The 18,958-nt window shown below is 70.5% G+C and carries 11 protein-coding genes; 5 read left to right on the top strand and 6 right to left on the bottom strand.

Annotated features, from left to right (window positions below; genetic code table 11):
- The first annotated feature begins 8 nt into the window (after positions 1-8).
- Complete coding sequence (locus tag ACIOJD_RS27300; protein ID WP_401918331.1) at positions 9-1,016, top strand: polysaccharide deacetylase family protein; 1,008 nt, start codon at positions 9-11, stop codon at positions 1,014-1,016.
- 78 nt (positions 1,017-1,094) lie between these two features.
- On the opposite strand, the gene ACIOJD_RS27295 is transcribed toward ACIOJD_RS27300, so the two are convergent.
- From ACIOJD_RS27295 to ACIOJD_RS27285, 3 genes are all read right to left on the bottom strand, one after another.
- Positions 1,095-1,916 carry an adhesin gene (locus ACIOJD_RS27295; RefSeq protein WP_401918330.1) on the bottom strand — a complete coding sequence of 274 codons (822 nt, stop codon included), beginning with the start codon at positions 1,914-1,916 and terminating at the stop codon, positions 1,095-1,097.
- 386 nt (positions 1,917-2,302) lie between these two features.
- A complete protein-coding gene (locus ACIOJD_RS27290; protein ID WP_401918328.1) occupies positions 2,303-4,156 on the bottom strand; it encodes an MFS transporter in 1,854 nt (617 codons plus the stop codon).
- Between the two features lie 231 nt (positions 4,157-4,387).
- Positions 4,388-6,403, bottom strand: coding sequence for a D-alanyl-D-alanine carboxypeptidase (locus tag ACIOJD_RS27285; protein WP_401918326.1), 2,016 nt, complete (start codon positions 6,401-6,403; stop codon positions 4,388-4,390).
- Between the two features lie 749 nt (positions 6,404-7,152).
- On the opposite strand from ACIOJD_RS27285, the gene ACIOJD_RS27280 reads away from it, so the two are divergent.
- Positions 7,153-7,896: a GPP34 family phosphoprotein gene (locus ACIOJD_RS27280; protein ID WP_401884548.1), complete on the top strand. Its 744-nt coding sequence runs from the start codon at positions 7,153-7,155 to the stop codon at positions 7,894-7,896.
- 597 nt (positions 7,897-8,493) lie between these two features.
- On the top strand, positions 8,494-9,351 hold the full coding sequence (locus ACIOJD_RS27275) for a helix-turn-helix domain-containing protein (RefSeq protein WP_401918325.1): 858 nt from the start codon (positions 8,494-8,496) through the stop codon (positions 9,349-9,351).
- Between the two features lie 126 nt (positions 9,352-9,477).
- On the opposite strand, the gene ACIOJD_RS27270 is transcribed toward ACIOJD_RS27275, so the two are convergent.
- Positions 9,478-10,233: a hypothetical protein gene (locus ACIOJD_RS27270; protein WP_401918323.1), complete on the bottom strand. Its 756-nt coding sequence runs from the start codon at positions 10,231-10,233 to the stop codon at positions 9,478-9,480.
- Positions 10,234-10,867: 634 nt separating this feature from the next.
- Here ACIOJD_RS27270 and ACIOJD_RS27265 point away from each other — a divergent pair.
- Both ACIOJD_RS27265 and ACIOJD_RS27260 read left to right on the top strand, forming a co-directional pair.
- The gene (locus ACIOJD_RS27265; protein WP_401918321.1) at positions 10,868-11,077 is read left to right on the top strand and encodes a DUF397 domain-containing protein; all 210 of its coding nucleotides are present in this window, start codon (positions 10,868-10,870) and stop codon (positions 11,075-11,077) included.
- Between the two features lie 510 nt (positions 11,078-11,587).
- Complete coding sequence (locus tag ACIOJD_RS27260; protein ID WP_401918319.1) at positions 11,588-13,207, top strand: sodium:solute symporter family protein; 1,620 nt, start codon at positions 11,588-11,590, stop codon at positions 13,205-13,207.
- Positions 13,208-13,374: 167 nt separating this feature from the next.
- On the opposite strand, the gene ACIOJD_RS27255 is transcribed toward ACIOJD_RS27260, so the two are convergent.
- Together ACIOJD_RS27255 and ACIOJD_RS27250 are read right to left on the bottom strand one after the other, a co-directional pair.
- Positions 13,375-14,490 carry an ADP-ribosylglycohydrolase family protein gene (locus tag ACIOJD_RS27255; RefSeq protein WP_401918317.1) on the bottom strand — a complete coding sequence of 372 codons (1,116 nt, stop codon included), beginning with the start codon at positions 14,488-14,490 and terminating at the stop codon, positions 13,375-13,377.
- Positions 14,491-15,068: 578 nt separating this feature from the next.
- Positions 15,069-18,611 (bottom strand): tetratricopeptide repeat protein, encoded by a 3,543-nt coding sequence (locus ACIOJD_RS27250; RefSeq protein WP_401918315.1) that lies wholly within the window; start codon positions 18,609-18,611, stop codon positions 15,069-15,071.
- Positions 18,612-18,958 lie beyond the last annotated feature (347 nt).

Below are 18,958 nucleotides of genomic sequence, written 5' to 3'. Positions count from 1 at the left end.
CCACTCTCATGCACGCCAGAGCACCTCTCCCCCTGCGCTCCCCGCTCACGAGGCTGGCCGTCGTCGCGATGACCGTAATGACCGCGGCGAGCGCCCTCACTCTCAGCGCCGCCGCCCCGGCGCGGGCCACCACCCCGGCACGGGCCGCCGCCTGCAACGGGTACGTCGGGCTCACCTTCGACGACGGTCCGTCCGGCAACACATCGAGCCTGCTCAACGCGCTCAAGCAGAACGGACTGCGGGCCACGATGTTCAACCAGGGGCAGTACGCCGCCGCCTCCCCGTCCCAGGTCCGGGCCCAGATCGACGCGGGCATGTGGGTCGCCAACCACAGCTACACCCACCCGCACCTGACCCAGCAGAGCCAGTCGACGATCGACTCGGAGATCTCCCGGACCCAGCAGGCCATCGCCAACGCGGGCGGCGGCACGCCGAAGCTGTTCCGTCCGCCGTACGGCGAGACCAACTCGACGGTGAAATCGGTCGCGAGCAAATACGGCCTGACCGAGATCATCTGGGACGTCGACTCGCAGGACTGGAACAACGCGAGCGTCGACGCGATCGTCCAGGCCAACGCCCGGCTCACCAACGGTCAGATCATTCTCATGCACGACTGGCCCGCCAACACGCTCGCCGCGATCCCGCGCATCGCGCAGGGGCTGGCCGCCCGCGGCCTGTGCGCCGGCATGATCTCCCCGCAGACCGGCCGCGCCGTGGCCCCCGACGGCGGCGGAGGCGGAGGGCCGGGCGGCAGTTGCGCCGCGGCCCTCTCCGCCGGCCAGCAGTGGAGCGACCGCTACAACCTCAACGTCTCGGTCTCCGGCTCCGACAACTGGACCGTGACCATGAACGTACCGTCCCCGGCAAAGGTCCTCTCCACCTGGAACATCACCGCCGGCTACCCCAGCCCCCAGACACTCACCGCCCGACCCAACGGCAACGGCAACAACTTCGGCGTCACCATCCAGCACAACGGCAACTGGACCTGGCCAACCGTCTCCTGCAGCCCGAACTGACCCCTGAGGGAAGGGTTTCCCAGGGGCCCAGCCCCGCGCAACGAGTCCGGGACGCCCGGGAACCCCTTCCCTCTCACCTCACCTGCAATCCACCTTCATCTGCGCCGCCGCATGATGCGCCCCCACCAGGTCCTCGCTCCCCCAGTCCTGACCCCGGTCGAACATCCGCACCGAGAACGACGTGCCTTTCACCTGGTAGCTGCCCACCTTCACCAGGCTGCCGCGATGCACGGTCTGCCGTACGCCGAAGGTCGCGTACGCGGTGTCGCCGTCCTTCGGGTCCGCCAGCACGCGGTAGACGGACGGGTTGCCGGCCACGTCGCGGTTCCGGTCGCTGTCCGGTACGTGGATGGCGAGGGCGCACCTCGTATACCTCTTGCCGAGCTTCCAGGTCCAGGTCGCGGTGGAGCCCGTGTCCTTGTCCGGGATGCCCGACATCGGGACGGCGGAGAACCGGCCGTCGCACGAATCGTCCTTGTGGCCGCCGGATGTGACGGTGTACCAGGCGGCGTCACCGTTCTCGACACGGCCCTTCTCGGTGTAGCGGCCGGTCGCACAGCCGGGGCCCGCCCACGCCGAGAATCCGGGGCCGGGGTCCAGGTCCCCGTCCCTGCCGCCGCCCGGCGTCCGGCCCGGGTCCGGTTCCGGCGATGTTCCGGGGGTCTTGCCCGAGGGGCCCGTCGAAGCACTCGGGCCGTCGCTCGCGCCGTTACTCGCGCCGCCGTTCCCGCTCGGTGAGCCTCCCCCGCCGAAGCCCGGCAGCTGCGGCGGTCCGACCCCGACCCCGCTCGGCACAGGGCGGGACTCGGCCGCGACGCCGGCACCTCCGTCGCCGGACGCGGCGACCATGGCCACGGTCGCTCCCACGCAGCCGAGCGCGAGCAGCGCCGCTGTGGCCACCCACCGCTTCCGTGGCCGTAAACCGCCGTCGCCCTGGTCGGAGGCCGGGCCGGAACGGTCCCTGGGGCGGACCCAGGTCTGTCCAGCGGCGGCGTCGCACCCAGGACAGTCCATGCCCGGCCGCCGATCACGCCGGTCATCACCGCACCGTTCGCACCTCATGCCGCCTCACTATGGGGGATCACGCCATCACCCGGCAGCAGAAGTACTCGATTGGTATGCGACCGCTTCATCACGTGCCCTCATAAGCGCCTGACCTTGACTTATGGTCAGTTCGATTCGTCCGTCCCGGCCGGAAAAGGGCGCTCGCGGAACGGCCTCGGAAGCGTCACCGGCTCGGCGCCTGCCACTGTGCCGGCGCCAGCAAGAGCGAGCAGCGTCGGCGCCTAACGCAGCTCCTCCGGGCACCCCGTCCCACGCGGCAGCTGGTACGGCGCGGCCAGCCGGTACACACCGGGGCGCGGCGCCAGCAGTTCCGTCCACTCGTCGCCCTCCGCGTTCTCCTCGGCCTTCAGCAGGCAGCCGTTGGGGTTCGTGAAGACCTTGGGGCCGTCCCCGTCGGCCCGGGACTCCACCGTCTCCTGCGGCGGCAGTACGCTCTTGCCCTCCTCGTCCACCAGCCCGAGCCACGGTGAGTACGGGATCCGGATCAGCACCCGCCCGGCCGTCTTCACATGGATCGTCAGCTCGCCCGCGCCCGCCCGGTCCACGGTCGCCGGCGGTTCGGCCAGCGGCCTCGGGTCCTTTACGGCGAAGAGCTGCCAGTTGGCGTCGCTCCAGAGGCGCTTCAGATAGGGCTGGCCCTTCTGGACGAGTTCGGTCTCCAGCCCGGCGCCCTTGTCCGGCTCGCCCTTGGGGAGTACGACGTAGTGGACGGCCCAGCGGTCCAGCCAGCCCCGGTAACTCTCGGACGTCAGTGTGTCGTCGTAGAAGAGCGGGTTGCGTTCCATGTCCGCCTGCCGGTTCCAGCCGCGGGCGAGATTGACGTACGGAGCAAGAGCGGACGCCTCGCGATGGCTGCTGGCCGGGACCACCTCGACCCGTCCCTTCTCCGCGCCCGCCCGCTGCAACTGGTGCACCAGCGGCGCCAGTTCACGGGTCCAGGACGCGGTCGGCGCCGTACGCACCATGTCGTCCACGCCCTTGAAACCGATCCAGAAGTTGAGCCCGGCGAAGGCGACCACGAGGGCGTACCAGCGGCGGGTGCGCGGTGCGGTGTACGGCAGGGCGGCGAGCAGCACCACACCCGCGATGACCATGGCGAACCGGGAGACGTTGGACCCGATCTGCGAATCGATCACGTACGTCAGCAGCACCCCGACGCCGTAGACCGCCGCGGCGACCCGGACCGTACGCCAGCCCTTGGGCACGAGGACGAACACGAACAGCGCGTACAGGAAAGGCAGCGAGGCCCCGCCCACCGACAGCGGCTGCGTGCCGGAGAAGGGGAACAGCCAGGAGGAGAGCGCCACGACGGCGGCGGGCGCCAGACCGAGCGCGTACGCTCCGGGGCGCCGCTTGTTGAGGAAGAGCGCGGCGGCGACCACCCCGAGGAAGAGACCGGCCACGGGACTCGCGGCGGTCGCGAGCGCGGCGAGCGGCGCCGCGGCGACGGCCTTGGCCCACCGTTTCGTACGCCACCGGTACGGCCAGCAGAACACCGCGGCGACGGCACCGAGCGCGAACATCATGCCGAGGCCGAACGTCACGCGCCCCGACAACGCGTTGCACAGGAACGCGAACACCCCGGCGAGCGAACACGCCACCGGGTTACGGACGGTCCGGACCCGGACCAGGATCAGCGCGGTCAGGGCGGCGGACGCGGTCCCGACGAGCATCATCGTCGTACGGACACCGAGGACGGACATCAGATACGGCGAGACGACGCTGTACGAGACGGGGTGCATGCCCCCGTACCAGGCGAGGTTGTACGCGGAGTCGGGATGCCGCCCGACGAACTCGGCCCAGGCGTCCTGCGCCGCGATGTCCCCGCCGCTGTTCGCGAAGAGGACGAACCAGACGACATGCGCCACGGCGGCGACGACGGTGGTGAACAGGACGGGGTGACTCCCCACCCAGCTCCGGAAGCGCGACGGGGAGCCGGGACCGGCCTCGGGCCCCTCCCCACGCCGCTGCCCAGGCAGGTCTATTCGCGGCCCGGTGGGGCCCCTCGTCCCGGTGAGGCCCTTCGCGGGGACCGCGGTGTTCTCGTCCGCGCGTGTCGGCTCAGCGGTGGTCACTACGGCTCTCCACGTCTTCCGTCTCACCGTCCGTCTGCCCGGTGTGCCGACTCCCCCGACATGTCCTAGGACGCCGTCCCCGCGTCCCGCAGTTGCTCCGGACGCCCGCCGAGCGGTTGGGCGGGCTCGTCAGATGTCCGTTTCGGGACGCTAGCACGCGACCGCGGCCGGGGAGGGCACCATTGTTCGGTGCCCTCCCCGGCCGCGGTGTCGGACGGTCCGGCCCAGCGGTCAGCCGACGCGGGTCAGCTTCGCGCCGAAGCCGGGCTCGGCCAGGTCCTTCTGGAGGGCGACCGGGGCGGAGACCTCGCCCGGTCCGGACCCGACGGTCAGCTCTCCGACGACATCGCCCGTGGAGCCCGTGTGCGGGATCGTCTTGCCACCGTCCGCGATCTTGACGGAGATCTTCAGGCTTGGCCAGCCGGCCGCCGTCAGGTCCTTGGTGGCGACTACGGGAGTCTGACCACCCAGACCGTCATCGACGTAACCGACGACGTCACCCTTCTTCACGACGGTTCGCGACACGAGGATGTCCTGCGTCGCGAGCATCACCTTCTTGCTCTCCGCGTTGACCGTGTCGATGATCGAGCCCGAGTACTGGCCGAGGATGGCCCCCACGAGGTACTGCTCCTCCGTACCACCGACGTCCTTCTTCGCGGCGAAGAGGAGGTTGCCACCGGCCTTGGTGGTGGTGCCGGTCTTGATACCGAGCGCTCCGTCGTACGGAACCAGGGTGTTCCAGTTGCGCCAGGCCTTACCCGACGGGTCGGTCCACGACGGCAGCTTGGTGATGTCCATCAGCGCCGGGAGCTTCACCAGTTCCAGGCCCAGCTTCACCTGGTCCGCCGCGGTGGAGACCGTCGTCGCGTCCAGCCCCGACGGGTCGGTGTACTTGGTGTTGGTCATCCCGAGCTGCTTGGCCGTGCTGTTCATCTTCTTGACGAACGCTTCCTGCGAACCGGCGTCCCAGCGCGCGAGCAGCCTCGCCACGTTGTTCGCGGACGGGATCATGAGCGCGCTGAGGGCGTCCTTCTGGGAGAGCTTGTCCCCCGCCTTGATCGTGTCCAGCGTCGACTCGTTGCCGGATTCGTTGTAGCCACCCTCTTTTTCGGCCGTGGCGTCGACGGGGATCTCCGCGCCGTCCTGTCCCGGCTTCATCGGGTGGTCCCGCATGATGATGTACGCCGTCATCGACTTGGTCACGCTGGCGATCGGGACCGGCTTCTCCTCACCGAAGGCGTCCACAGCCCCCAGCCCGGCCACCGACATCGCCCCTTGCCCCTCATCGGGCCAGGGCAGTGAGGGCTTGGCGCCTTCGAAGGTGAACTCGGTCTCGGCGGTGGCCGCGAGCGTCGGGTCGGGCAATGGGCGTACGGCCTGGGCGATCGCGAAGATGACCAGCAGGAGCAGGGCGAGCGGCGTCCAGATCTTGACGCGCCGGACGGCTGTGCGGACCGGGGTCTCCGGCGGGGCCGGCTTGTTCGTCAGCTCGGCGAGAAGGTCCAGCGGCGGCCGGGGCGGCATCGGCTGCTGCCGGGTCCGCTCGGCCTCGGGGATCGCGGAGGTCTCGGCGGCGGCGGCGGGGGTGGCGGCGGCCGGGGGCTGCGGGGTGGACGGGGACGCTTCGGGCTGGGGAGACGCCGTCTTGAGGGACATCGTCCTGGGAGACGTCGGCTTGGAGGCCGTGGACGGTACGTCGTCCCTGCGCAGCGGTACGAACGTACTGGTGCGCTCGGCCGGAGCCTCGTCCGTCTTGGCCTTCGCGTCGGACCCGGGCTTCTCGTCCGCCCCGGCCTTCACACCCTTCTCGGGCGTCTCGCTCTTCGCGCTCTTCTCACCCTCGGACGGTCGGGGCATCTTGAGCGCGGTGGTGGGCGAATCGACGGCGGGCCGGGGCAAGGCCTTGAAGACGGCGGTCGCTCGATCGACGCGCGGCTCCGCGTCATCGTCATCATCGCTCTTGGCGATGTCCTTGGCGCCGTCCGTCTTGTTCTCGGCCTTGTCCTTGTCCTTGTCCTTGTCCTTGTCCTCGGTCTTGTCCTTGTTCTCGGCCTTGTCCTCGTCCGAGGCAGCGCCCTTGGCACCCTTAGCAGTATCCGCGGCGTCGCCGTCGCCGGACCTGGCCCAGGAAGGGGTCGTGCCGGCCTTCCCCGCCTTGTCTTCCTCCTCGGACTTCCCCAACTTCTCGGCTGCCGGGGCGTCTTCGCCCTCGCGCTTCCCGCCGGGCTCCGTGTCGGATGTCGACACGGAGCCGGAGTCGGAGTCGGAATCCGGGCCCGAGCCGGAATCCGAGTCAGAATCCGAGCGCAAGTCGGAATCCGAATCTGACTCTGCGTCCGTGTCCGCGTCTGCTTCCGACCTGGAATCCGAGCCGGAGTCGCCCTTCGGCGCGCTCTCGCTCTCCGAACTCTCCGCACCCGGCGCTATCGACCCGTCGCCCGACCCCGCGGACTTCTCGGGCTTCGCGTCAGGCTTCGCGGCGTTCGCTGAATCCCCGGCCTCCTCGGAGCCCTCGGAGTCCTCTCCCGAATCTTCCCCGGAGCCCTTCCGCGAGCCCTCCGCACCATCGGTGCGATTTGCAGTTGCGACCTTCGTCGCCACCGCCGAGCGGGACTCCGAACCAGACTCAGAACCAGACCCGGAACCGGACTGAGAACCGGATTCCGAACCGGATTCCGGCACTGCCTCCTCGGCCGCCGATTCACGGAACACCGCGAGCCGCGGGTCCCTTTCGCCGGGAGCCGTCTCCCCCGACGACTTCTGCTGCTCCGACTTGTCGGGGGACTCGCCCGCCACCGTGTCTCCTTCATGTCTCATCCGACGTACCGCCGTACCGCACTGTCCGAACCATCTATCAGTGTCCTGCTCTGGGACCTTGACCGAGCTACTAGACGAGAACGACATACATAACGGTTCCCGCACAAAGCACCCAGGCGCTCTCGACAGACCAATGTGAGAGGGGTCACCCTGTCATTCATCCACGCGGGGAGGCATGGATGGGCAGGAGCCGCAGAACAATTCCGGAGGAGCTTCTGCTGCTCGCTCTGGACCCGACCACGGGTACCACAGCGCAGCCGCAGTCGCTCGACCTCGGCCTGGCCGGAGCACAGCTAGTGGAGCTGGCTCTGGCAGGACGGATAGCCCCTGACGGGGATCGTATCGCCGTGGTGATGCCACGGCCGACCGGAGATCCGACTCTGGACTCCGCACTGGAGCTGTTGCGCAGACGCGGCAGCCCGGTTCGGGCCGTCCACTGGATCGGCGGGCCCCGACTGGGGCTGCGCCAGACGTATCTCTCGCATCTGGAGCGATGCGGCATGGTTCATGCCGTCGAGGGCCAGATGTGCGGGGTGCTGCCGACAACGCGCTACCAGGCGACGGAGTCGGCGATCAGCCGGGAAATCAGGTCCCGGCTGGACAGTGCGATCCGCACCGGCGTACCGCCGGACCCGCGGACCGCGGCGCTCGCCGCACTGGCCCATGCGGTCGGACTCGGCAAGCACCTCTACCCCGGTAACGAGGGGCGTTCGTCACGCTCCCGGCTCCGGGACCTGATCAGGCACGACCCGATGGGCGGTCTCGTGGCGCACGCCGTCATGGACGTCCAGAACGGTGTGGGCGCACAACCGCGTCGTAACGCCGCCCAGAGCGCCCCCGGCGCTCCCGCGGGCGGTGGCAGGGCGCCGGGCGTGCCCATGCAGCCGCAGCGCGGCGGCATGGCGCGTGTCGCGGCGCACTGAACGGCCTGATCAGCCTGAAGGACCTGAAGGACCCGCACGGTCCGAATGACTTGGCTCGTGCGGTCCGAGGGACGTGTGCGGGCCGCAGCACTCACCCGGCCCGGGGCTTACGCACCACCCGAGGGACTCGCACGACCGGCAGGACCCGTACCACCAGCACGGCCGGTACCACCAGCACCACCACACAGATCCGCCGCACCGACGTCCCCAGAGCCGGTTCGGGAGCCGCACAAAGACGCGCGGGGCAGCCAGGGCTTCATCGGCTGCCCCGCGCGCCGCGTGGGCGCCCGGCCCGCCCGGCGTCCCGCGGTCCCGGATCCGTACCGGGAAGACGCCCGGAAGGCCGCCAGGGGCCCAGAGCCACCCCACGCCGTCCCCGGGCCCCCGGACACCCGAACGCCCCGGGGCACACCCCGGCGCCCGGCCTGGCGCTCAATCCGGCGTACGGCGCGTGCACCGGCGCGCGGCGGGGCCGCGAAGGGGCTTACGTACCAGCGCATTCGCTTCTGTCGCCATTTCCCAGCGCAGCCGGGACTTTTGGTGGCAGTCTGCTGAGCAGTAGATACGTACAGCTACGCAGCCGGAGGTGCAGTTTCCGTGGCGTCCAACGTCAACCCCACCGTCAGGCGACGCAGATTGGGCCAGGAGTTGCGCCGGCTTCGCGAACTCAAAGGCATGACGGCGGAGGAGGTGGCTGAACGGCTGCTGGTCTCGCAGTCGAAGATCAGCCGCTTGGAGAACGGCCGCCGTTCCATCAGCCAGCGCGACGTCCGCGACCTCTGCGGGGTGTACGAAGTCGAGGATCAGCGCATCGTCGACTCGCTGATGCAAATGGCCAAGGACTCCCGTCAGCAGGGCTGGTGGCACGCCTTCGGCGACATCCCGTACAGCGTCTACATCGGGCTGGAGACGGACGCGGCCTCACTGCGTGTGTACGAGCCTCAGGTCGTCCCCGGCCTGCTCCAGACGAAGCCGTACGCCGAGGCACTGATCAACGGCGCGCTGCCCGAATCCCCCGTGCTCGACGTCGAGAAGCGGGTCGGGGTACGGATGCGCCGCCAGGACCGCATCACCGCCCCCGAGGACCCGCTCCGGCTGTGGGCCGTGGTGGACGAGGCGGCGCTGCGCAGGGTCGTCGGCGACCGGCAGTTGATGCGGGAGCAGTTGGAGCACCTCGTGGAACAGTCCCAGCTCCCGCATGTGACCGTGCAGGTGCTGCCCTTCGACATGGGCGCGCATCCCGGGATCACCGGGCATTACGCGATTCTGGAGTTCCCGGATGCCGCGGACTCCAGCGTCGTCTACATCGAGGGCGTGACGAGCGACCTCTATCTGGAGAAGTCCAACGACGTGCAGCGCTACAGCGTGATGTACGAACACCTGCGCGCGCAGGCCCTGAACGCCGATCAGACGCGCCAGTACATCTCGGACATCGCCAAGGAATACGCCCGTTGAGACTCGCGTCCTGACCGAGGACGCCCATCGGGTCGCGTTGTCGCACGACCCGGTGGGCGACCCGTGTGGACCAGCCATGAACTGAGGCCGACCGGCAATGAGGCCGGCCGGCGATGGGTGGGCGGTCTAACCACAAGGCGCCATGAGCCCCTTGAGGATTTCGCAGACGATCGCCTTGAGCGTGTCGTAGTCCGGCGGATCCCCCGGTTCTCCCTTGTCCCCCTTCTCACCTCTCGGACCCTGCGGCCCCCGTGCGCCGGGCGGACCCGGTGGGCCCGGCCGGCCGGGCAGTCCGTCCTGGCCGTCTCTGCCGTCCCGGCCGTCCTGGCCGTTCCTGCCGTCCTTGCCCGGAAGGCCGTCCACGCCGCCCTCGCCCGGTTCTCCCTGCGGGCCTTCCGCGCCCTCCGGGCCTGGCGCCCCCTCCTGGCCCTGGAGGCCCTGTGTGCCCTGAAGGCCTCGCGGACCGGGCGGACCTTCCGCACCCTGCGGGCCCTGTGCCCCCGGCGGCCCCTGCGGGCCCTGCTCGCCGGGGTCGCCCTGAGGGCCCTCGGGGCCGGGTTCGCCGGTGAGGGGCTCCCTGATCGTGATCGGCACCTCCTCGATCACGGTGCTGGGACCGACGTACTTCGTGACGGTCAGCATGCTCATACCGAGCGGCGCGTCCGGGCCGACCTCGAAATCACCCGCCCAGTAGGTGTCGCCGACCTGAGTCAGGGGATACGTGCGCTCCGCCCCTCCGGGGCAGACGACGGAGCTGTATTCCGCGCTCCACGCACACCCGGGGAGGGGCCAGTAAATAATCACGTTGGTTTTCATACCGGGGGCGAGCGGGTGCGCGAAGAAAACGACGAGCGAGCAATTCGATTCAACCGGTGTGGCCATAACGCCTCCATGGACAAGTCACTCGGAGGCATGGCATTGGCGGCGCCTGTCACACCGTCCGATCTCGCCATGAGGAAGCAGACACCCATGACGGCAGCGGCAATCGCGAGCCGGCCGTCCGGCTATCCAGCCATCCGGCCCGGCACCGACGAAAACCAATCCATTCCGCCGAGAAATATCTAGCATCGAATACAACGCCGGCGCTCACGTCGGGCCGGCAGACCAGCGTCGTCCTGCGTTCCGTTCATACCCGAATATTCGTCAGGTACATGACGAGCGACAGGCTTTACCCGATGGAGTGAATGGTGAACTGGTGCGATAATCGCCGCACGCCAGGCCAATTCTGGACACCGAGCAGACATCACCGCGACGTCACCGCGACACCGCCGCGGGAGCCGAACCCTCTTCCGCGGTTCCACCTCCATTGGCCTGAAATGTCAGGAATAACTCTGTTCAGCCCTGGAGCGGGGAGGCATTATGCACCCCGAGCACCTGAACAGAGAAGGACCTCACGGAATATCTCATCCGAATGAGTGAACGCCCGTCCCGCCCATCGAGTGAGGCTAGTAGCGTCGATCATGCCAACAAAAGAGTTGGCGTGATTTTATCCCTCACTTGCTGAACCGGAGCGAACATGGCAATTCTTCAGGGCGCTACGGACTCGTGGACCAAGTCCTCGTACTCCGGCGGAAACGGCGCATGCGTAGAGGTCAAGTCCCCCGTCGTCCAGTCCATTGCCGTTCGGGACTCGAAGGCGCCCGAAGGTCCTTCGATCTCCTTCATTCCCACCTCATGGAATGCCTTCGTGCAGGAAATGAACAAGGGCGCCTTCGACCTCGGCTGAGGTCGGCCGACGCCCTGCACCCGCACCACGCACAGAGCCCTCTCGACCGGTTCGCCGCCCTGGCCGAGGGGGCTCACCCGTGCCGGAACAACCGGAACCCGGAACCCAGGACAACAGAACCCGGGACAACGGAACCCGGGACAACCGGAACCCGGGACAACCGGAACACGGGCCCACCCACCTTTCCACCGCCCGGGACCCGCATCCCGCGCGGCCATTGCCGTACGACCCGGCCGCGGCCACGACCGGAGCTTGACGAAGCGCTGACTCATCGTGTGGCCGCCGTTACGCGCACGACAACGCTCCGGCAGGTCAAGAGCGGGCAAAATGGTTCTGCTTTCTGACCTGAGTTCACACCCATGACCAGTGACCCTCTTGACCCACCTCGACGCCAGGCGGTTCAATCCCCGAAGTCCCCGCTCCCGTACGGGGTACCGCTACCCGGACGTACCGACGAAGAGCCTGACGGAGCACTTCGACGTTCACAAGGCGGACCCCTGGAGGGGGCACATGAACAGCCTCGACTGGATCGTGCTCATCGCGTACTTCGGTGTGATGGTCGGGATCGGCCTCTGGTCGCACAAGCGCGTGGACAATGTCAGCGACTTCTTCACCGCCGGCGGCAAGATGCCCTGGTGGCTATCGGGCATCTCGCACCACATGTCCGGCTACAGCGCGGTGATGTTCACGGGGTACGCGGGCATCGCCTATACCTACGGTGTCACCTCGTTCGTGACCTGGTCCCTCCCGATCGCCATCGGGATCGGGATCGGCTCCAAGCTCTTCGCGCCCCGGCTCAACCGGCTGCGCTCGCGGTTACACGTCGCGTCCCCGCTCGAATACCTCAAGAACCGCTACGACTTGAGGACGCAGCAGGCCCTCGCCTGGTCGGGCCTGCTGCTCAAGATCGTGGACGTGGGCGCCAAATGGGCCGCCATCGCCACCCTGCTCTCCGTCTTCACCGGCATCTCCCTCAACCAGGGAATCCTCATCACCGGTGTCATCACGGGTATTTACTGCACGGTCGGCGGCCTGTGGGCCGATGCCCTCACGGAACTGGGGCAGTTCATCATCCAGCTCTTCGCCGGGATCGCGATGCTCGTCGCCGTCATGGCCAAGCTCGGCGGCTTCAGCGCGCTGTGGACGGTCTGGGACAAGCTCCCCAGCGGTCACGCCGACGCGACGGCCGGCCCGTACACGGTGACGTTCCTGCTGGCCTTCCTCTTCATCAAGATGTTCGAGTACAACGGCGGCATGTGGAACCAGGCCCAGCGTTACATGGCGACCGCCAACGCCCGCGAGGCCACCCGCTCGGCCCGGCTGTCGGCCGTCCTCTGGCTCGTCTGGCCGCTGGTCCTGTTCTTCCCGATGTGGTGCGCGCCGCTGCTGGTCAAGGCGCAGAAGCCAGACGCCTCCGACTCGTACGCCCTGATGACCGAGCAGCTGCTGCCGCACGGGCTGCTGGGGCTGGTCATCGTCGGCTTCTTCTCGCACACCATGGCGATGTGCTCCTCCGACGCCAACGCCATCGCGGCGGTCTTCACCCGGGACATCGCGCCCACGCTGTCCAAGGCGGCACGCGGCTGGTCCGAGCGGGCCGGGCTGCTGGCGGCGCGGCTGTCGACGATCTCCTTCCTGGCGCTGTCGATGGCGATCGCCACGCAGGTCAACTCGCCGACGTTCAAGGACATCATCACGGTCGTCATCAAGTGGGTGGCGGGTCTGATGGGACCGATCGCGATCCCGTTCATGCTCGGTCTGCTCAAGCCGTTCCGCAGGTCGGGCCCGACCGCCGCGCTCACCAGTTGGGCGCTGGGGCTGCTGGCCTTCTGGCTGGTCAACTACCCGGTCAACTGGAACATCGACGGTGGGGTGCCACTCCAGTACCAGGTCTCGGTCCCGCTCGCGGTGTCACTGGTGCTGTACATCGTGATCGGCTTCCTGAAGCCGGAGGACGGCCCGGGGCGCGATGTGCTGCTGGCCCGTATCAACGGGGAGGGCGACGGGGACGGTTCCGGACTGACGGCGGCGTCCCTGAAGGTGCCCGCGCAGGCGCAGCCGGGCGGCGACGGAAGGCTGCCGGGCGACCGGGAGGACACGGGGTCCGGGTCGGGACCGGTGTCGGGGTAGGGCTCGGGGTAGCGGTCGGGGTCGGTGTCGGGGTCGCGGGATCGCCGTCCGGCTCGGGTCGGGGGCCGGCTCGGGTCGGAGGCCGACCCGGGACGCCTCGTACCGCACGGCCCGGACCGAGCCCCCGGACCGCGCGGCAGTACGCCGTACCCAGCCGTACGCATGGGTCAGCCACGCGGATAGCGGTCCAGCCAGCCCGATGTGGTGACCGCCGGGCTGTGCAGGGCCGGGCCCTGGGTCATCTCCATCGCGAAGTCGTCGGCGATCTCCAACAGGGTGGGCCGGCCTTCCAGTTCGGCCAGCCAGGCGGGCGGCAGCGCCGTCTCGCCGTACAGCGCGCCGAGCAGTGCCCCGCAGAGCGTTCCCGTGGCCCCTGACGGGCCGTCGTGGTTGACGGCGAGGCTCAGGCCCTGGCGGATGTCCTCGGCGACCAGCGCGCAGTAGACGGCGACGGCGAGCGCGTCCTCCGCCGCGCGGCCGTCGCCCAGGGCGGCGATTCGGTCCGGGCCGGGAATCCCCTGCCGTACGGCACCGAGCGCCTGTTGGAGGGCGTCCGTCACGGGCTGATGCCCGGGACGCGGGGCGAGCAGCGCGAGGGCGCGCTGCACGCCGGCGTCCAGGGGCTCGCCGCGCGCCAGCGCATGCACGATCACCGCGAACGCGCCCGCCGAGAGATACGCCGTCGGGTGGCCGTGCGTCTGGGTGGCGCACTCGACCGCGAGCTGGCAGACCAGCTGCGGCTCCCACCCGACGAGCAGCCCGAACGGCGCGGACCGTACGAGGGCGCCCGCGTCGCGCGCGGTGGGGTTCTTGGGCCGGTCGAGCGTGCCCATGGTCGCGTCGCCGAAGCCGGTGAGCGAGGAGATGGTCGGGTCGCGCCGGACGTACAGCCACTCCTCCTGGGCGAGCCAGCCGTTGTCCTTGCGGCGCAGGTCGGGCCCCCAGTCGCGCTGGGTCGTCGCCCAGCGCAGATGGGCGCGGTGCACGTCGGTGGGCGGATGCCAGGCGCCGGTGTCCCGGCGGACCTGGGCACGGATCAGCCCGTCAACGGTGAACAGGGTCAGCTGGGTTGACGCGGTGACGGCGCCCCGGCGGCCGTACGCGGGTACGTAGTCGCTGACGCCGCCCGCACCGTGCGCGGCCCGGATGTCGTCGAGCGTGAGCGTGGAGACCCCCGCGCCGAGCGCGTCGCCGACGGCACCACCGAGCAGACAGCCCCGCACCCTGCTGCGGAAATCCTGCTGCTCGCTACGGCCCCAGACGGTCCCCGACGGTGTGCTCACGCGTCCCTTCCTCCCCAGGAGCCTCGCAGCTGAATCGCGGCGAATTCGCAGCTGCGCAGCACTGTAATCGAACGGGAACAGGGGGTTGGGAGCGCACTTAGGCAGCCCTAAGCATCGCGGGGCCGGGATGAGGTCGGCAGGGGGGTCGGTATGGGCGGCCGTCGCCCGGCAGATCGGATTTGAGCGCACGCCGGGCGCATCGCTCATGGCGCACCGCGGATGTGGCGGCGCGGAGCCGGACGGAGTCCCGGCGCACTACGCACAGGGCGCGCGCATGGTTCACGGCGCGCTACGGGCATGGCGGCGCGGAGCCGGACGGAGTCCCGGCGCGCAGGGGGCGCGCCGGGCGCCCGTCCCGCCCTGCACCACCACCCGCGTACGCAGCCACGCCCGCTTTGCCGTCGCTCGCGTACGCAGTCGTGCCCGCCCGCCGTCGCCCGCGTACGCAGCCACCCACGTACGCAGCCGTGCCCGCCCGCCGTCGCTCGCGGGTGCCCCACCCGCGTACGCCGTCACTCGCGGGCGCGCCGTCACCCCGCGTACGCCGGGAGAAGTACGCCGGCGGGAGAAGTACGCCCCTACGCCCAGTGCGCGGCGATCTCGTCCCGCGCCGCCACCAGGCGCGCGATCCTCGGGCGCAGGCGGGCCGTGTCGACTCCCGGCGCCGACAGCAACTCCTCCAGATAGCAGACCAGTTCCGCGATCTCGTCCCAGCGGTACTCCGTCATCAGCACGGCGTCGAGCACGTCGTCCAGCCGGGACCAGTCGGCCAGGGCGGCGGTGCTCACCACGGTCCGGTACGTACGTTCCTCGTCCGGCAGCTCCGTGTCCTGTGCCCATCCGCGCTCCAGCCGCCGCCACACCGGCCACCCCGCGTCGGCGCCCTCCGTCAGGGTCACCGTCATCGCCCGCGCCTGGGCGCCCTTCAGCGGATCGGCGGCGCTCAGCCGGTCGGCCGCCGCACGCGCCGCGTCCCAGCGTCCCGTACGGCGCAGCGCGTGGCACCGCATCACGAGATCGTCGCCCTCGGTGGACGGCAGCGCGTCCAGCGACCGCAGGGCCTCTTCGGGGCGGCCCTGGAACAGGCGCACCTCCGCGACCGTACGGCGGGCGTGGTCCACGTCCCCGCCGTGGACGAGGCACCGGTCGAGGTCGGCGTGCGCGCGGTCGAGGCGGCCCATGGCAAGCTCCGTCAGGGCTCGCCAGTAATGCGCCCAGGCGTACCGCGGATCAAGCTCGACGGCCCGGTCCAGGTCCGCGAGCGCGTCCCGGAAGCGGTGCGGTCCGTGCGCGGCCATGCCGCGCTGGGCGAGGGCCCAGGCGTCGTCGGGCGTCCCGTCCAGCACGGCGGTGAAGTCGGCGATCGCGTCCTCGTGCCGCCCCGCGAGCAGCCGGGCGGCGCCCCGTTCGCGCCTGACCCACGCGCTGTCGGGCAGCAGTTCCACGGCCCGGTCCAGATCGGCCATCGCCCCGGGCCCGTCGCCCGCCGCCCGCCGCACCGAGGCGCGGTGCACCATCGCCCAGGCGTAGTCGGGCACCAGCGCGATGGCACGGTCGAGATCGGCCAGCGCCTCGGTGTGCCGCCCCAGTTCGTGGCGGGCCACCCCGCGGCCGGCGAGGGCCGAGGCGTGGTCGGGCTTGAGCGCCAGGGCGCGGGTGAGTTCGCGGTCCGCGTCCTCGTACCGCTCGGCGAGACGGTAGGCGTCGCCCCGCACGGAGGCGATCCAGGCGCTGTCGGGCCCGATCTCCGCGGCCCGGTCCAGATCGGCGAACGACCGGTCCGCCTCGCCCGTCGCCCGTAGCAGCTCGGACCTGCGGACCAGCGCCCACAGATACTCCCCGTCCAGTTCCAGGGCCCGGTCGAAATCGGCGAGCGCCTCCTCGTACCGCCCCAGTCGGTGCCGGACGACACCCCGGCTCGCCAGGAAACGCGCCACCGCCGGGTCGAGCGCGACCGCCCGGTCCAGGGCGGCGGCGGACTCCTCCAGCCGGCCGCTGTGCCGCAGCGCGTCCCCGTACTCGCGCAGGACCCACGGCGTGTCCGGGGCGAGTTCGTCGGCGCGGCTCAGGTCGGCGAGCGCGGCCGTGAGGTCGCCGCTCATCCGGTACGCGATGCCACGCCCGAAGTACGCCCGGTACCGGTCCGGATCGAGCGCGAGGGAGCGGCCGTACTCGGCGAGCGCCCGCTCGTACTCGCCCAGGTTGCGCAACTGCCGCCCGCGCACTTCGTGCGCCAGCGCACGCCCCACCGTGTCCAGTCCGGTCCGGTCCAGGAGCAGCCCCAGGGCGGTGCGTACGCCTCCGTCGTCGTCACCGAGCGCGGCCCCCAGCCGTCGGCCCCAGTCCCTCAACTCCCCCTCGTCGGTGTCCTCGCCCGCCTCGGCCAGCACCAGTGCCGCCCGCCGGGCCGCCGCCGGGCTCTCCTGGCAGCCCTCGGCGACGTCCCGCAGCGCCCCCGCGAGCGCGGCGCGCGGACCGGCGCACAGCGCGTGGTACGTCTCCTCGAACCGCAGCGCGCGCCAGTCCGCGCTCGCCCACGTCTCGTCGGCGCGCAGGTCGGCCTCCACCTCCGCGCGCCAGTCCGCGAAGCACCGCGCCAGCGCCGCGTGCCGCTCGCTCCAGCCGCGCGGCGAACGGGTGCGCTGGAGGCGCAGCATCGGGTCACGCACCACATCGTGATAGCGGACCCCGGCGTCCTTCCGGGTGGCGAAGGGCAGAGCGCACAGCCAGTCGTACAGGCCCCCGGCGCGCGCCGATTGCGCCGGAGCGTCCGAACCCGCCGCCGCGGGATCCGCCGCGTCCTGCGGGACCACGGCCGGTACGACAGCGGATACGACGGCCCGGAACACGTCCTCGTCCAGCCGGCGCGGCAGGGCGCAGGCGAGGGCCGTGGCCCGCCGCAGCGGGTCCTGCTCCCACTTGAGGAAGCGTTCGACGGCGGTGGCGCTGGGATCGCCGACGTCGTCGGGGTCGGTCGGCTGGTTCTCGGCGAGGGTGGAGACGAGGACGGGCAGCCCGCCGGAGAGCCGCAGCACCTCCTCCACGACGGATTCGTCCGTGACGTCCTTCGCCGCGAGCAGCTGCCGCGCCTCCGGTTCCGTGAACGGCTCCAGCCGTATGTCGGCCATGAAGTCCGCGAAGCCGCCCCAGCGCGCCGTGTCGAACGGCCGCTGCCCGGCGAGGGTCACCACGGCCTGGGCGGGCAGCGCTCCGTACCGCTCCGTGGTCATCAGATCGCGCAACCAGGCGTCGAGGAAGGGCCCGGTCCGCTCGTACGTGTCGAAGAAGAGGACGATCCAGGGGACGTCGCGCGCGGCCTCGGCCAGCTCGGTGACGAGTACGGGGGTGAGCACCCGGTCCGGCGCCAGGACCAGCTGTACGTCCTCCTGGTTGCGGAACCGCGCGCTCAGCGTGGCCCGCAGCCTGTCGCCGCCCGCCGCGAGCCGCTGGGTGTCGAGCGCACCGGCGAACGCCCCGACGACGGGGATCATGCCGAGACCGATCACACCGGCGGTGGCCAGGGCGGTGCTCCCGGCCGACGGCTGCGCGGCCAATTGTTGCCCTGCCGACGGTTGTCCGTACGAGGGTTGTCCGTACGAGGGTTGTCCGTACGAGGGTTGTACGTACGAGGATGGTCCGGCGCCCGGATGCCCGGACCCCGAGGACAAGGGCCCGGAAGGCGAGGGACCCGCGAGCCCCCGCATTCCGCCGCCCTCCGCCGGATCGGCGAGCGATGCCGACACGGACACCGACGCGGATTCCGCTTCGTGCCGACGCTGCCGGTACGTCGCGAGCAGCCGGTCCAGCTGCTTCAGCGGCCGCCCCTGCCGGGCGAACTGCTCGCCGATCGCCGCCAGCACCTCGGGGACACTGCTCACCGACTCGTCGACGTACGCCGTCAGCGCGCCCCGCTCCCGCGCCGCCTGCTCCAGCTCCCGGACGAGGAACGTCTTGCCCACGCCCGCGTTCCCGTGGACATGGAACAGGAAGCGGTGCCGCTCGTCGTCCGGTGGAAAGTCGAAGTTGGCCCGGAACGCGCCGAGTTCATCGCGACGTCCGATGAATCCCGTCCTCCGGCGCCGCTGGATCAGTTCGGCCATGGACAGTCGTGCCCGCGCCATGAATCCCTCCCCCACGGCGGGACCCGTCCCCTCGTTGGCCCCTTCGCCCGCCTGTTCCCCAGTCTGGCACCTCACCGAACTCGGCGCGAGAGACAGGCCGTTCACCGGCCACAGCGGATGAACGGCCCCACGGCATCAGCGGAATCAGAGATCGACGCCGGCCCCCAGGAAGGCGATGTCCCGGTCCGCGACCGCAGGAGCGCCGGAAGGCGGCGGTCGCGGCGGCGCTGGCCGAGCGGTTCGGACAGAGCTTGATCTGGTCGGTCGCGGCGTCGTGGACGACCGCCGGCCGGTCGGCCCGGTCCGGCCGGACGGTCTGCTGCCCGTCGCGAAAGGTCTTCGGTACT

Source organism: Streptomyces sp. NPDC088116, from assembly GCF_044741745.1.
In the GTDB taxonomy this organism is placed as follows: domain Bacteria; phylum Actinomycetota; class Actinomycetes; order Streptomycetales; family Streptomycetaceae; genus Streptomyces.
The sequence above is the reverse complement of the archived record's forward strand: the minus strand, read 5'-3'. Positions and strand labels throughout refer to the sequence as shown.

Coding starts and splice junctions, on each gene's coding strand:
- ACIOJD_RS27300 (WP_401918331.1), top strand. CDS start 9: ATGCACGCCAGAGCACCTCTCCCCCTGCGCTCCCCGCTCACGAGGCTG.
- ACIOJD_RS27280 (WP_401884548.1), top strand. CDS start 7,153: ATGGGCAGGAGCCGCAGAACAATTCCGGAGGAGCTTCTGCTGCTCGCT.
- ACIOJD_RS27270 (WP_401918323.1), bottom strand. CDS start 10,233: ATGGCCACACCGGTTGAATCGAATTGCTCGCTCGTCGTTTTCTTCGCG.
- ACIOJD_RS27265 (WP_401918321.1), top strand. CDS start 10,868: ATGGCAATTCTTCAGGGCGCTACGGACTCGTGGACCAAGTCCTCGTAC.
- ACIOJD_RS27260 (WP_401918319.1), top strand. CDS start 11,588: ATGAACAGCCTCGACTGGATCGTGCTCATCGCGTACTTCGGTGTGATG.
- ACIOJD_RS27250 (WP_401918315.1), bottom strand. CDS start 18,611: ATGGCGCGGGCACGACTGTCCATGGCCGAACTGATCCAGCGGCGCCGG.